The 14,176-nt window shown below is 59.9% G+C and carries 18 protein-coding genes; 6 read left to right on the top strand and 12 right to left on the bottom strand.

From position 1 onward, the window contains the following. From J7394_RS10205 to J7394_RS10165, 9 genes are read right to left on the bottom strand one after another with little or no spacing between them, the layout of a single operon-like run. Window positions 1-522, bottom strand: a complete 522-nt coding sequence (locus J7394_RS10205) for a flagellar basal body-associated protein FliL (RefSeq protein WP_209252796.1) — start codon at window positions 520-522, stop codon at window positions 1-3. A gap of 9 nt (window positions 523-531) precedes the next feature. Then, entirely contained in the window at window positions 532-1,263 is a 732-nt protein-coding gene (flgH, locus tag J7394_RS10200; RefSeq protein ID WP_209252794.1) for a flagellar basal body L-ring protein FlgH, read from the bottom strand. Continuing rightward, a complete protein-coding gene (gene flgA, locus J7394_RS10195) occupies window positions 1,263-1,679 on the bottom strand; it encodes a flagellar basal body P-ring formation chaperone FlgA (RefSeq protein ID WP_209252792.1) in 417 nt (138 codons plus the stop codon). The genes flgH and flgA overlap by 1 nt, the downstream gene beginning before the upstream one ends. Continuing rightward, on the bottom strand, window positions 1,679-2,464 hold the full coding sequence (gene flgG, locus J7394_RS10190; protein ID WP_209252790.1) for a flagellar basal-body rod protein FlgG: 786 nt from the start codon (window positions 2,462-2,464) through the stop codon (window positions 1,679-1,681). The genes flgA and flgG overlap by 1 nt, the downstream gene beginning before the upstream one ends. Window positions 2,465-2,479: 15 nt before the next feature. Continuing rightward, entirely contained in the window at window positions 2,480-3,190 is a 711-nt protein-coding gene (locus tag J7394_RS10185) for a flagellar hook-basal body complex protein (RefSeq protein WP_170463001.1), read from the bottom strand. Continuing rightward, window positions 3,190-3,462, bottom strand: a complete 273-nt coding sequence (locus tag J7394_RS10180) for a flagellar biosynthetic protein FliQ (RefSeq protein WP_209252788.1) — start codon at window positions 3,460-3,462, stop codon at window positions 3,190-3,192. The genes J7394_RS10185 and J7394_RS10180 overlap by 1 nt, the downstream gene beginning before the upstream one ends. Window positions 3,463-3,465: 3 nt before the next feature. Next, complete coding sequence (gene fliE, locus J7394_RS10175; protein WP_170463000.1) at window positions 3,466-3,756, bottom strand: flagellar hook-basal body complex protein FliE; 291 nt, start codon at window positions 3,754-3,756, stop codon at window positions 3,466-3,468. A 12-nt stretch (window positions 3,757-3,768) separates the two neighbouring features. Then, complete coding sequence (flgC, locus tag J7394_RS10170; RefSeq protein WP_170479807.1) at window positions 3,769-4,155, bottom strand: flagellar basal body rod protein FlgC; 387 nt, start codon at window positions 4,153-4,155, stop codon at window positions 3,769-3,771. A gap of 12 nt (window positions 4,156-4,167) precedes the next feature. Next, window positions 4,168-4,557, bottom strand: a complete 390-nt coding sequence (locus tag J7394_RS10165; protein WP_209252787.1) for a FlgB family protein — start codon at window positions 4,555-4,557, stop codon at window positions 4,168-4,170. Between the two features lie 87 nt (window positions 4,558-4,644). On the opposite strand from J7394_RS10165, the gene J7394_RS10160 reads away from it, so the two are divergent. From J7394_RS10160 to J7394_RS10135, 6 genes are all read left to right on the top strand, one after another. Then, window positions 4,645-5,982: a FliI/YscN family ATPase gene (locus tag J7394_RS10160; RefSeq protein WP_209252786.1), complete on the top strand. Its 1,338-nt coding sequence runs from the start codon at window positions 4,645-4,647 to the stop codon at window positions 5,980-5,982. Window positions 5,983-6,069: 87 nt separating this feature from the next. Next, window positions 6,070-6,909, top strand: a complete 840-nt coding sequence (locus J7394_RS10155; RefSeq protein WP_209252780.1) for a flagellar motor protein MotB — start codon at window positions 6,070-6,072, stop codon at window positions 6,907-6,909. Between the two features lie 91 nt (window positions 6,910-7,000). Continuing rightward, window positions 7,001-8,296 carry a flagellar hook protein FlgE gene (locus tag J7394_RS10150; RefSeq protein ID WP_209252779.1) on the top strand — a complete coding sequence of 432 codons (1,296 nt, stop codon included), beginning with the start codon at window positions 7,001-7,003 and terminating at the stop codon, window positions 8,294-8,296. A gap of 27 nt (window positions 8,297-8,323) precedes the next feature. After that, the gene (flgK, locus tag J7394_RS10145) at window positions 8,324-9,775 is read left to right on the top strand and encodes a flagellar hook-associated protein FlgK (protein WP_209252775.1); all 1,452 of its coding nucleotides are present in this window, start codon (window positions 8,324-8,326) and stop codon (window positions 9,773-9,775) included. Between the two features lie 2 nt (window positions 9,776-9,777). Next, window positions 9,778-10,785, top strand: a complete 1,008-nt coding sequence (locus tag J7394_RS10140) for a flagellin (protein WP_209252773.1) — start codon at window positions 9,778-9,780, stop codon at window positions 10,783-10,785. Continuing rightward, a complete protein-coding gene (locus J7394_RS10135; RefSeq protein WP_170491490.1) occupies window positions 10,782-11,876 on the top strand; it encodes a flagellar basal body P-ring protein FlgI in 1,095 nt (364 codons plus the stop codon). The genes J7394_RS10140 and J7394_RS10135 overlap by 4 nt, the downstream gene beginning before the upstream one ends. A 24-nt stretch (window positions 11,877-11,900) precedes the next feature. On the opposite strand, the gene J7394_RS10130 is transcribed toward J7394_RS10135, so the two are convergent. From J7394_RS10130 to J7394_RS10120, 3 genes are read right to left on the bottom strand one after another with little or no spacing between them, the layout of a single operon-like run. Then, a complete protein-coding gene (locus tag J7394_RS10130) occupies window positions 11,901-12,545 on the bottom strand; it encodes a DUF1523 family protein (RefSeq protein WP_209252769.1) in 645 nt (214 codons plus the stop codon). A gap of 10 nt (window positions 12,546-12,555) precedes the next feature. Then, the gene (locus J7394_RS10125) at window positions 12,556-12,822 is read right to left on the bottom strand and encodes a hypothetical protein (RefSeq protein ID WP_209252767.1); all 267 of its coding nucleotides are present in this window, start codon (window positions 12,820-12,822) and stop codon (window positions 12,556-12,558) included. A 1-nt stretch (window position 12,823) separates the two neighbouring features. Further along, window positions 12,824-14,161: a DUF6638 family protein gene (locus tag J7394_RS10120; protein WP_209252766.1), complete on the bottom strand. Its 1,338-nt coding sequence runs from the start codon at window positions 14,159-14,161 to the stop codon at window positions 12,824-12,826. Between the last annotated feature and the right edge of the window lie 15 nt (window positions 14,162-14,176).

The raw sequence follows: 14,176 nt of genomic DNA, 5'->3' as shown, positions 1-14,176 counted from the left end.
TCAGGTATCCTGGCGACTGACACTCATGATCAGGACCTTCGAGACATCATCGCCTAGGTCTTTCTTCGCCACCTCAAGCAGAGACTTTCGCAAGGTGCTTAGGTTGTCGGAATGCGTGAACGCTCCGTCAAATCCACCGGTGTTGGCGTGATCGAATAACACTTGCAGAAAACCGTCCCGTAGCTTTGGCTCGATCGCATAGAAGGTTTCGGTGATGGCCGAGTTCGCCTCAAGGCTCAGGGACATGGTGACGAGGGCTGAGATCTCCTCATCCTCCACAATCGGCACGACAAATTGCTTGGTGAGCTTCAGGTATTCAAAGCCTCCCCCCTCACTTTTTTTCCCCTTGTCCTTTTCCTTTGATTTGGCGGGTTTTTCTTTTGTTTCTTTGTCCGTCTTTTCAACCTTTTCGGTCTTGTCAAACCCGACCTTCGCCTCGCCACCGCCAAGGAATTTCCCAGCGCCGATGCCAGCCCCGGTGCCAATGACCAGAAAGATCACGGGAAGCAGTTTCTTGATCATGAGAACCCCTTAGAACGGCAAAACGGTATCGAGGATCTGCTGGCCGTAGCGCGGCTGTTGCACATCCGTGATCTGCCCGCGACCACCATAGGACACCCGTGCAGAGGCGATCTTGTCATATGTGATCTCATTCTTGCGCGAGATATCCTGTGGGCGCACATAACCTGCCACCAGCAGCTCTCGCAGTTCGAAATTCACGCGCAGTTCTTGCGCGCCCGAGATCGACAGAACTCCGTTCGGCAGCACGTCAATCACCGTTGCGGCCACGCGCAGGGTCAGTTTCTCATTCCGCCGCACCGATCCGCGGCCGGAACTTGAGGCCTCAGATTCGATCCCAACGGCCTCGTCGAACGAGGCCCCTTCGGGCAGTTTGTCCTGTGCCCTTTGCGGTAGTCCAAGCAAGTTCGGCACGGACAGGTTTTCAGATCCTGACCGCGACCTGTTGGTGTTGTTGGAGATCTCGGCCTCTTCATCCAGCTCAATCACGACGGTCAGGATATCGCCTTTCTTGATGGCCCTTTGGTCACCCAGCAGGGACTGCTGTCCGCCGCTCCAGAGCGACGATCGATCCACCGTGCGTTGCGGTTGAGTATGTAAGGGAAGGCCCGGCCACAGCATCGCTACCTGTTCCGGCGAATCCTCGGTCGGGGTGAAGCTGGGCGGTTTGCCCAGGTGATCCAATCGCCCGCAGGCCGAAATCGCAAGTACCGCAAGAAGAAGGGGTTTTGACAATCCAGACATCATTTTACCTCGATTTGACCATCAGACCGTATCCGGCCCGTCACTGTTGTCCGCGAGGACAGGTTCATTACGCGAATTCGGTCCCCCACCGCGCCCCGGCCCAACGCACGACCTTCGGTTGTGATCGACAGCGGTTGGCTGATAAACACCAAAACGACCAGATCATTGCGATCCACAAGCGCAGGTGGACCAACATCCGCTGCGCGAATGGGGCGGCCAGGATAGAGCGCAACGCGGGCCTCCTGCCCGATCAACGCACTCGGATCGGTCACAGCCCCCGGCAGGTCACGGGGCTTTGTCTCAAGATCCGCTTGCGAGATGATCTCTTTCGCGCGGATCGTCCGGGTCGGCACCACAATCTCGGCAAAGGCCCCAACCGGGGCTATCAGGGTCAGACCAAGCAGCAACATACGCATCAGCGCACCTGCGTCGTTGCGCTCATCATCTGATCGACGGCGGTGATGACCTTGGCGTTCATTTCATAGCCCCGCTGGGCCTCGATCAGTTCGGTCACCTCGCGCACGGCATCGACCGAGCTGTCCTCAAGATACCCCTGCCGCAACGTGCCCAAACCGTCCTCGCCCGGTACGCCCTGCACCGGCGCACCAGAGGCCTCGGTCTCTTTGAAGAGATTGTTGCCAATGGCCTCCAGACCCTTGGCGTTAGAGAAACTGGTCAAGGTGAACTCACCCAGGCGTTGGCCTTCGGGCGCATCGTCGAAATAGGCGTAGACCTCGCCCGACTCGTTGATCGAGATGGACCGCGCATCGTCGGGAATTGTGATCTCGGGTGACACGGCGAACCCGTCCGATGTCACGATCAGCCCTTCGGCCGAGCGTTTAAGGCTGCCATCGCGCGTAAAGGCGGCCTGACCGTTTGGCAGCGTCACCTCAAGATAGCCGCGTCCTTCGATGGCCACGTCCAGATCATTCCCCGTCGCCGACACGGCCCCTTGTGCCAGCTGCACCGTCACAGCGGCAGGGCGCACGCCCAGACCCAGCTGAATACCCGTTGGCAGCACCGTCCCGTCTGAGGCATTGACCGCGCCGGCCCGCGCCATCTGTTGGTAGTGCAGGTCCGCGAACTCGGCCCGGCGCGCGTTGTATCCGGTGGTGTTCATATTCGCGAGGTTGTTCGAGATCGTCTCGACACGCATTTGCTGCGCGGTCATACCTGTCGCTGCGATTTTCAATGCCCGCATGGGATGTCTCCTTTCTTAGCGCATCAGCGCTTTGAGCGCGCCGCGCACCCGTTCATGTTCGGTTTCGAGAAAGCTCTGACCCAATTCGTAGGCGCGCTGGATTTCGATCAGCCGGGTCACCTGAGCGATGGCGTTGACATTCGAACCTTCGAGAAATCGGTGCAGGACAACGGGCTCATCAACAGGGTCTATATTGCCTGTCGCGCTGAACCGCGTATTGCCCTCGCGCACCAAATCCTTGAGGTCTTCGACCCGGTACACCCCGATCTGACCCAGCAATTGCCCCTCGACGCTGAGCGTCCCGTCGCTGCCCACATCAATCGAGGCTGCATCCGGCGGGATGAAAACCGGCGAGCCATTGCTGTCCAACACCCGCGCGCCATCCGGGGCGACCAAATCGCCCTCGGCATTGGGGGAGAAGCTGCCCGCACGGGTCAGGCGGTTGCCTTCCGGTGTTTCCACCATGAAGAAGCCATCGCCTTCGATGGCAAAGTCGAACTGCCCCCCGGTTTCGGTCAGGACCCCTTGCTGCTGAGAGGTATTGCGCGCCTCGGCCCGGCTCATGGACAGAGACGGATTGCCCGGCATGTCGCGGACGAACTCCGAGAACACCAGCCCCTGCGCGCGGTAGCCGGTGGTGTTAGCATTGGCGATGTTATTCGCCACCAGCCGCATTTCATTCATCAGCCCGGATTGGCGGGACAGGGTGACATAGGCGGTATCCATCAGCGACCTCCTGCGATCAGCGGAACCAGGGTTCCCGCGAAAAACGTGACAAGTGTCTGGGTCATGAACCCCATCGAAATCCAGAACACGACGACGATGGCGATCAGTTTGGGCACGAAGGTCAGCGTCATCTCCTGCACCGAGGTGAGGGCCTGAAACAGACCCACGATCAGGCCCGAGATCAGCGCCACCGTCAGGATCGGGACCGAGGTGATCACCGCGACCCAAAGCGCCTGACGGACGATGTCGTAGAAAAGACCTTCGCTCAGCATGGCTCAGACCGGCATTCTCAGGATTTCCTGATAGGCCTCGACCACCTTGTTGCGGACGATCACGGCTGTTTCGACCGCAAGTTCAGTCTGGGCCAGAGCCTGCACCAGCGCATGCGGGTCGGCCTGCCCGGTCATCGCGGCCTGCGACATCTGTTCGCTCTGCTTGAGGGTCGTGGCAAAGTCCTGAAACGTTGAACGCAGGCCCTGTGCCATGCCTTCATGGTCGGGATTGGCCTGCGTTGCAGGGCGGGCCACCGTGTAGTTCTGTGCGGCGGTCAGGGAACGGATATCCATTCTGGCTCTCCTTTATTTTCTAAGCAATTCCATAAGGGACGACGACATCTGCCGCGTCTGATCGAACATCTTGAGGTTGGCTTCGTAACTGCGCTGGGCTTCACGCGCGTCTGCGATCTCGATCATCAGATCGACATTCGAGCCGAGGTAGTGCCCGCTTTCATCCGCAAGCGGGTGGCTCGGGTCGTGAATACGCGACAGGTCGCGGCGATCCAGCTGCACGCGGCCCGCCTGCACCATCGCCTTGCCGTCCTGCTGGACGGTCTCAAAAGGGACGGTTTTGCGCCGGTATCCGGGCGTATCCGCGTTTGAAATATTCTCGGACACGTGCCGCAACCGGGCCGCCTGCGCACGCAACGCGCTGGCCGAGGCGGATAGGGAATGGGAAAAATCGCTCATATCAAACGCTCCTTACCCACGACCCAGGCTGGTGCGCAGAATACCAATGGACGAGCGATAGATCGCCAGGGCGCGGTCATGCTGGCGCTTGACCTCAATCGCTTTGAGCATCTCGCCTTCCAACGACACGCCATTGCCATTGGGATCGCCATGCGACTCAGCCTCATACTCGGCCCAGTTCTGCCCGGTTGGGCTGCTGCCGTTCAGATGACCTTGCCGGGTGGCGGTCATTTCGGTCTTAGCCGAGGTGTTTTCGAATGCGGTTTTGAAGGCCTCGATATCGCGGGGCTGGTAGCCCGGCGTATCAGCGTTGGCCATGTTGCGCGCAATGACGGCCTGCCGTTGTCCGGCATGGGTTGCCATTGCGTACGCTGTCTTAAAGACGTTCAGGTCAGAGAACATCGGGGCTTCTCCCTCGATCAATTTCAATCAAGGCTTAACCCCGATTCCTTTAGAAACCGTTTTCAGAACCCAGTTGGAGAACCCACAATGTCCGATCTCGATCCGATGCTTCTGAAATACGAATTCGACAGGCTGTCCGCGGTGCGCCATGTGGGCCTTGTGTCCGGCGTGGCGCATGGGGTGATCGAGGTCAGCGGCCTGACCGAACACGCGCGAATCGGTGACCTGCTGACGCTCCACCGCCGCGCAGGTCCCGATCTTGAGGGCGAAGTTTTGCATGTGGAGGCCGATCATATCCACATGATTCCCGGATCCGCGCCCGATGGCGTCAGCCTTGGCAACCGTGTAAGCCTGAAGGCCTCGCCCGAGTTTGCGCCGGGGATGCATTGGTTGGGTCGGGTCATTGACCCGTTTGGCCGGGCGCTGGACGGAAAACCGCTGCTGCCGGGGGCGCAGGCGCGGGACATTGTGCAACCCCCTCCGCCCGCCGTGGAGCGTAAGCCGCTGGGTGAGCGGATGGCCACGGGTCTGTCTGTACTAAACACCATGCTGCCGATCGTGCAGGGCCAGCGCGTGGGTCTTTTCGCTGGCTCGGGTGTGGGTAAATCGACGCTGCTGGCGACTCTGGCCCGGTCAATGCAGGCGGATGCGGTTGTGGTGGCTCTGGTCGGGGAACGCGGGCGCGAGGTGAATGAATTCGTGGCCCATGCTCTGGGGCCCGAGGCGATGAAACGCGCGGTTGTGGTGGCGGCGACCTCGGATCAGTCCGCTCTGGCCCGTCGCCGCTGCGCGTGGTCGGCGATGTCGGTGGCCGAGTATCTGCGCGATCAGGGCCTCAACGTGTTGTTCCTGGCCGATTCGGTCACGCGTTTTGCCGAGGCGCATCGTGAAATCGCCGTGGCGATGGGGGAGTCCCCCTCGCTGCGCGGGTTCCCTCCGTCGGTGACCCCCTTGATTGCCAATCTGTGTGAGCGCGCCGGTCCGGGCACACAGGCGCAGGGCGACATCACCGCCGTTTTCAGCGTTCTGGTCGCTGGCTCCGATATGGACGAACCTGTTGCGGATATCCTGCGCGGCGTTCTGGACGGGCATATCGTCCTGAGCCGCGACATCGCCGAGCGCGGACGGTTCCCCGCGATTGACCTCAGCCGGTCGGTGTCGCGCAGCCTGCCTGCCGCCGCGACCGAGGCCCAGAACCAGATGATCTCGGAAACCCGGAAACTGGTGGGCAGCTACGAGCAGTCCGAGGTGATGATCCGGGCCGGTCTCTATGCCGAGGGTTCGGACCCGCTGCTGGATCAGGCCGTACGTGTTCATGATGAGCTGGACAGCTTCTTCGGCAAAACCGATCCGGAGGGTATTGAGAACAGCTTCAACCGGTTGTCCCTGATCCTGCGCAGGGCGTCGGCGGGCTTGCCACGATGATGCGAAGTCCGAAGCATTTTAAGTGTTAAGCCGCCCTTAAGACCTGCACTGCTACGCCTGTAACTGGGTGATAAAAAGGTGGTGGAGATGGGTGCGCAAACCAATGCGGCGCCAATCATCATCAAGAAGAAGCGTGTATCAGGTGGCGATGGCCATCACGGTGGCGCGTGGAAGGTCGCATATGCGGACTTCGTCACGGCCATGATGGCCTTCTTCATGTTGATGTGGCTGCTGAATGCAACGACCGAAAAACAACGCAAAGGGCTGGCGGATTACTTCTCGCCAACGATTCCGGTGAACCCGGTCTCGGGTGGGGGTGATGGGGCCTTTGGCGGCAACAATATGTTTTCCGAGAAAACGATGGTGATGGACGGATCGGGTGCAAGCGCCCGTTTCCCGACCGAGGCCCGAAAGGCGCGCGGCTCCACCGGGGTGGATGCCGACGGCGCAGGCAAAGGCACGACCGAGGATTTCTCGACACTCGAGGCGCAGCTTTTGGGGCGCACGGGTGAGAGTATGGTATCGGACAAGGTGCTGAAGCACATCGTCACGCGGGTCACCGACGAAGGACTGGTGGTCGAACTGTTCGACACCGAGGATCAGCTTCTGTTCGAATCGGGAACAGACAAGCCGACCACGATGATGCGCGCGCTTGCTCTGTTGGTGGCCCGATCATCGGATCTCGTGCGCAATGACGTCGCCGTCGAAGGGCATGTCAGCGCGTCTCCGGTGGTTCTGGCAGACAACCCGGCCTGGGATTTGTCCACCGCGCGGGCGCAGGTTGTCCGGCAGCTTCTCGAGGATAAAGGTTTTTCAGAACAGAGGCTTGACCGGGTGACCGGGCACGCGGACCGAGAGTTGTCGAACAGCAATCCCATGGCCGTTCGCAACAACCGGATCGAGGTGATCTTTCTGCGAAATCGCTAAAGGATAGGTGGCATTTTACCTGTTAGCGCGCTGTTAAGGCCCAGCGCGTTACCTGTTGCATCAACGATTGACGCAACAGAAGGGCGTGCCAATGACCATTTCCTCTTCGCTGAATGCCGGTGTGGCGGCGTTGAAGGCCAATGCCAACAGGCTGGCTACGATTTCAGACAACATCGCCAACTCCTCGACCTACGGCTACAAGCGGGTGGAGACGGATTTTCATTCCATGGTCACCTCGGGCCAAGGGGGCAGCTATTCCGCTGGTGGTGTGCGCACCACAAGTCAGCGGCTGATTGATCAACGCGGCTCTCTGGTCACCACCAACAACTCGACCGATTTGGCCGTGCGCGGGCGGGGGATGCTGCCGGTGCGGCCAAGCTCGCAGATTGCGGGTGGCTCGAATGAGATGCTGCTGACCACCACCGGATCATTTCGCACAAATGATCAGGGCTATCTGGTCACCGAATCTGGTCTGGTGCTTCTGGGATGGCGCGCGAACCCGGATGGCTCGATCCCTGCTGTGCCGCGGGATACGCCCGCGGCGCTTGAGCCCATTCAGCTGAGTGTGAACCAGCTGTCCGGTGCTCCGACAACACAGATGAACCTGCGCATGAACCTGCCCGCCACTGCCACAGATGCGGGCGCACCAGGTGATACGCAGCCCCTGTCCGTTGAATATTTCGACAACCTGGGCAAATCCGAAAGCGTCGACATCGAGCTGGTGCCAACCGTTCCGGCAACAGGGTCCAGCAATGAATGGACCATGATCATGCGCGATTCGGCGTCGGGTGGCGCAGTGATCGGCGAATACACTCTGACCTTCACCGACAGCCGGACCGCAGGCGGTACGCTTGCAACGGTCGCTGCGGTAACAGGCGGGGCTTATGATCCGGCAACCGGCAGCGTGGTGGTGAACGTCGCAGGCGGCCCTATGGAGATCAATATCGGCGAGATCGGCGATGCAGACGGGATCACGCAATTGTCGGACACCTTCGCCCCCGTCTCGATCACGCGCGACGGGTCAGCGGTGGGAACGATGACCAGTGTTCAGGTCGATGAAAACGGGTACGTCTATGCCTTCTACGACACCGGTGTCAGCCGTCGCATGTTCCAGATCCCTCTGGCAGATGTCCCAAACCCCAACGGCCTGACCGCGCTGGATAGCCAAACCTACGCACCGTCGCGTGAGAGCGGCACGTTCTTCCTGTGGAATGCGGGCGAGGGCCCAACGGGTGACCTCGTATCCTTCGCGCGCGAGGAATCCACCACGGATGTCGCGACCGAGCTGACCTCGATGATCAAGACCCAGCGCGCCTATTCCTCAAGCGCCAAGGTGATCCAGACCGTCGATGAGATGCTGCAGGAAACCACCAATATCAAACGCTGACTTTGACCCTCGGAAAGGACCCGTCGGATGAACCTGTCGACAGCTTTGAACAACGCCATGACCGGCCTGACCGCCACCAGCCGGGGTGCGTCGGTCGTTTCCGGAAACATCGCAAACGCCCTGACACCCGGCTACGCCAAGCGCTCATTGGAGCTGACCACCAGCCTGATTTCAGGCAATGGCGTCCGCACCGCAGGCATCATTCGGCATCAGGACCCGGTTCTGACGGCCAATCGCCGCGCCACCGACGCCGATCTGTCGCACCAATCCGCTGTGGCCGACTTTCACACTCAACTGGAAAGGGTCGTGGGCACGCCGGAGGACACGGCATCTCTCTCCAATCGTCTGGCCGAGTTCGAAAGCAGCCTGATCACAGCCGCCAGCCTGCCTGACTCGGTCGAGCGTTTGGATCAAGTGGCCCGCAGTGGCAGCGACCTGGCCGCCAATCTGAATCGGGCATCCGAAGGATTGCGGCAGTTGCGTTCGGACGCAGACCGGACGATCGGCTCGCAGATCGCCAGCCTGAACCAGACCCTCAAGGATATCGAGGATCTGAACGCCAGAATCCCTGCGATCCGAAACTCGGGCGGTGACATCAATGCCTTTCTGGATCAGCGGCAGGTTCTGATCGACCAGGTCAATGAAGTGATTCCGGTCAACGTCGTCCCGCGCGACAATGACCGTGTTTCTCTCTACTCCGATGGCGGGCTGATCCTGCTTGAGGGCAAAGCAGCTGAGTTTTCCTTTACCACCACAGGCGACACCCAGCCCCATATGACAATTGGCAACGGCCTGCTGTCGGGGCTGGAGATGAACAGAAACCCGGTCCGGACCAGCGGTGATACCGCACAGATCCGCGGCGGGGCGCTGGCGGCCCAATTTGAAATCCGCGACCGGCTTGCACCCGAGGTGCAAACCCAACTCGACACGGTTGCGCGCGATTTAGTCGAGCGGTTTGAAACACCCGGGTTGGATCCGACCGCATTGGCCACTGATCCGGGCTTGTTTACTGATGGCGGAAACCGTCTGAATCTGACGATGCTGACCGGGATTGCCTCTCGCATCAGCCTCAACGCGGTCGTAAACCCGGATACCGGTGGCGACAGCTGGAGGCTGCGTGCAGGTCTCGGCGCTGCTGCCCCGAACGACCCAGGAGATTCGACTCAGCTGCAGGCCTTCAGCACCGTTCTGGTCGAAGCCCGCCCAGTCGCCGGGGCGATCTTTGGCACCGGAAACATGCGCGCCTCTGAGATCGCCGAAGCGATGATGTCGCGCGTCGGCGCAGATGCCCATGTTGCCGAACAACGCAAAACATTCGCAACCGGCGCCCAGAAGCAGATGCAGCAGCTAGAGGCGGAGCAGGGTGTTGATACCGATCAGGAACTGCAACAGCTGATGCAAATCGAACAGGCCTATGCGGCCAACGCGCGTCTCATCTCGGTCGTGGATGAGCTGATGGACACCCTATTGAGGCTATGAACATGACGCTGACATCCATAGGCGATCTTGCCCGAGGTCTGACCTTGCAGACCCGGTCCACCCAGATCAAGCAACAGATTGAAACGCTTTCGTATGAAATGTCGACCGGCACGGTGCAGGACGTCTCAGGCCATCTGGGCGGGGACTATTCGCACCTCCTCGATCTGGACCGCAGCCTGACGCGTTTGGATGCGTTTGGCATCGCCACGTCCGAGGCCAAGCTGTTCTCGGACGCGATGCAGCAAAGCCTTGGCGTGTTCAGTGACTCGACTGGCGAGATGACGGCGACGTTGCTGGCCTTTGGCACAGCAAACCACGCTGTGACGCATGAACAGGCCTCGGTCCAGGCCCGGAACGAGCTTGATACGATGATGTCCGCGCTGAACACCCGGATTGGCGGCCGCAGCCTGTTTTCCGGCACTGCGACGGATGTCTCGCCGCTGCCTTCGGCCGAGACCTTGCTGACCGCGCTTGAGGCTGAGTTGACGGGCTTGGTGACTGTGACCGACATTCGCAACGCAGCCGAGGCTTGGTTCAATGACCCCGCAGGTTTTGACGCGGTCATCTACCAAGGGTCGAACGCCGCGCTGCCATCGATGCAGATTGCCGAAAATGAACGCGTTACTCTCGATATCACGGCGACGGACCCTGCGCTGAAGGCGGCGCTCAGGGATGTTGCTATCGCCGCGCTGGTTGCCGACGATGCCTTGGCGGTGCCGAACGATCAGCGCACCGGGTTGTTCAAGCAGTTGGGCGTTGCCCTGGCAAATGCGCAGGATGACACGGTCATTTTGCGGGCCGAGGTCGGTGCAGCCGAAGCGCGCGTCGAACAGGCGACAAGCCGCAATGCCGCCGCGCGCACCAGCCTGGAATACACCCGCAATGCCTTGATCGAGGCCGATCCCTATGAAACGGCCACTAAGCTTCAGGCCGTGCAGTTCCAATTGGAAAGCCTCTATTCCGTCACCGTTCGCAATGCGAACCTATCACTGGTGAACTTCCTGAGATGAGGGTTCTTGTTTTTCTTCTGGCTCTGATGCCCAGCCTTGCTTTCGCCGGCGCAATCCGTCTGAAAGATCTGGTTGATTTCGACGGGGTGCGCGGCAACGACCTGGTCGGCTACGGCCTTGTCGTAGGCCTGAATGGAACCGGCGACGGGTTGCGGAATTCCCCCTTCACCGAAGAGATCATGTCCAACATCCTCGAACGGTTGGGCGTGAATGTGAATGGTGAAGATTTTCGCCCCAAGAATGTCGCCGCCGTCCTTGTGACGGCCAGCCTCCCCCCGTTTTCGCGGGTCGGAGGGCAAATCGACGTCACTGTCTCGGCCATCGGGGATTCGAGCAGCCTGTTGGGCGGCACGTTGATCATGACCCCTCTGAACGCAGCGGACGGGCAAATCTACGCTGTTGCCCAAGGCACAGTGCTGGCGGGTGGTGCATCGGCTGAAGGTGAAGCCGCGACCGTCGTTCGGGGCGTTCCCACCTCGGGCGTGATCCCATCCGGCGCGCGGGTCGAGCGCGAGATCGACTTTGACTTGTCCACCCTGACCCAAATGCGGTTGGCCCTGCGTGAGCCTGATTTTACGACAGCGGGCCGGATCGAAACGGCCATCAACCGCGAATTCAACCGCGCCGTGGCCATCATGCGCGATTCCGGAACTGTTGAGCTGAACATCGCGGCCACTCAGTCCGTGTCAACAGCGCACGCTATCGGTCGGATCGAAAACATCCTGGTTGAGCCTGAAACCAAGGCCCGCGTTGTGGTGGATCAGCGCTCGGGCACGATTGTCATGGGGCAAGAAGTTCGGATTTCTCGGGTCGCGGTTTCCCAAGGCAACCTGACCCTGACGGTAGAGGAGGCTCCGATCGCGGTTCAACCCAACCCCTTTGCTGACGGAGAGACCGTCGTGGTCCCCAGAACCTTCGCCGGCATCGAAGAGGAAGAAGGCACCGGCCTGGCCGAGATCCCCGAAGCCACCACCCTGTCAGAGGTCGTGGCCGGGCTGAACGCCCTGGGGGTTTCGCCGCGCGACATGATCGACATTTTGAAAACGATCAAAGCCGCGGGCGCCCTGCATGCCGAATTCATCGTACGATAGAGGCCCCCTTCACGGGCCGGGCCCCTATTTTGATTTCCAGCTGTCCAGCCAACGGCGGAATCGACTGCGTCGTTCATCGATGGCGTCGCCTGCCGCATAGATCCCATCTTCCATCGACTCGAGCATCGGGTCGATCCGCGCCTGACGGAACCGGCGCCAGCGTACCCAAAGCGCCCAGACAATGGCAGCAAAGACCGTAAGGAAAACAATGTTGAACCACGGGATAATCTGCACGTCCGGCCCCTCGACCGGTTTGATAAAGACGGCGTTAGGGAAGATCGACATGAACTCATTGCGCCAGCCATAATGTGTTACAACAACCCAGTCGGGGTTGTTCTTGTCCGAGATCGCGTCATTGGCCTCGGTGTACAGATTGGCGGTGTCGAACTTGAAATAGAACGGCCAGCCCCAGCCGGTATCCTCGTTCCGATAGACGATGGGCTTCCCGTTAGCACGGACGGCCTGGATAAACTGCACGTCGCGGTTCGACAGGCTGGCGGACTGATCTTCGGGTTCGGACCAGAAAATACGTGTCCAGTCGTTCAGGTCTTGTCGCTCTTCATAGGTGTTGACGATGCGCACAACATCATGCTGCGGCAGCGAATATTGCAGGATCACAGCGACAGTGCCCCAGAAGATGATAATGAATGCCCATTTCACATAGGCCATGCTGTAACCCTCACATATAATTCACGATGTAGATCAATGCGCCGATTGCCACCCAAGGGACAATATACACCGCCAGGATCAGTTTGCGCCGGAACGAATTGTCATAGACGTGCAGCCCGCGTTCCACAAAGGCCTCTTTATTTCCCTGTTTGCCCTTCTCGTCCCACCACGTCTCAAGCTTGCGACGGCGGACGCCGCGCGAATAAAGCGACAGCGCGAAATAGGTAATTGTCTGCAGAACCAGCAGGACCAGAAACAGGCGCATCGCTCCGAACATATCAACTCCTCCCGACTGCGCCCCAGGGGCCGACCCGCGCGATGATTGTATCGCTGACACGATCTTCTCCGCTCATGTCCGGTTCATGACCGAACAGAGCCGCACGGGCACCGGATTTATCCACTTGATACTCGCGGGCCAGAAACTCGGCAACATAGGCCTTTTTGGCCTCGGGCCACGTGGCATAGGTTTTGTAGAACAGCTCTTTGTGACAGATGAACATCTGGCGGGGGTCCAGCGGAGCCAGTTCGGACAGCAACATATTCACCAAATCGCGGTACGGCGTATCCGCGGCGCGCAACGTGTAGAAATACGCCGGATGGTCCGAGGTGATCCGCGGCCAAGGCCCCCCATCCGTCGCCCAGCGCAAGAGTTGGGCGAGACCGTGATATGCCTCGGGCAAGCGATCCGAGTGGTTTCGCGCCAAACGCCTCATATCGCGGCGATCCAGCCCCATCAGATCAACATCAGCATCTGCGGCGGCGGCAACGGTCAGAAAATCCATCTTTTGCTGAAGGATCGCTGCGGCATCCACGCCGCGCGCCTTCACGATGGGTTCGACTAGATCGTTGTAGTCGAGGAATTTGGCAATCTGGTTCCTTTGGGACGGATAAAAGGTATTTTTGATTTTCAGATCGTCGGGCTTTTCGCCCATGCAAATCGCCGCCGGGTGATCCATGTCCGGGAACAGGTACAGCCCGCCGAAATGCGCCGTCCAGAAGTTGCGCTGCTCAAATGCCGTGTGGCGGAGGTGGACCGGGTTGCGAGTGACGTCGCCGGTTTCTTTCGCCGTTTCGATCATCCGGGCGATCAGCACATCATCGAACCACGCATCCTCCTCGGTTTTGAACTGCTCGACCATGCCCGCCAGTTGCTCGGCCTTGCGCAGGGTGCCGCCTGCAGTGTCGGCCTCAATCTCGATCTTGCGCAGGTTCAGCAGATCATTGGGCGTGGTGAGTTTGAAGACCGAGTTCACCAACTCTCCGGCCACCGCATCTGTGGCGGTCAGGGCAAACAGCTGTGCCTCGTTCATCTCGATAAACTCGCACAGAATATCACGTGAGGTCGAGAATTTGACGTTCAGCAGAGGCGCGCGTTTCTGCTCGGTCGTCAGCAGGATGAACTGCCGGTTGACGCCATTGGGGTTGAGGTAGAGCGGGTCGTCCAGTTCAATCCCCACCTCCGGCGAATAGCCCGAGATATCGACATGGAAATCAGTCAGCTCCGTGGTTCTGCCCGCCAGATGCTGCAACGCGCGATTATACCGCTCCACCAGAGCCGGGCTGGAGATGTGGACGAGGTTGCCGAACATCAGGCCTTTTTCGATGAGGCGGATCACGAAGCGAACTTTCCT

This window comes from Ruegeria sp. R13_0 (assembly GCF_017743995.1).
Taxonomy (GTDB): Bacteria; Pseudomonadota; Alphaproteobacteria; order Rhodobacterales; family Rhodobacteraceae; genus Ruegeria.
Note: the sequence above shows the minus strand (reverse complement) of the source record. Positions and strands in the feature narration are given on the sequence as shown.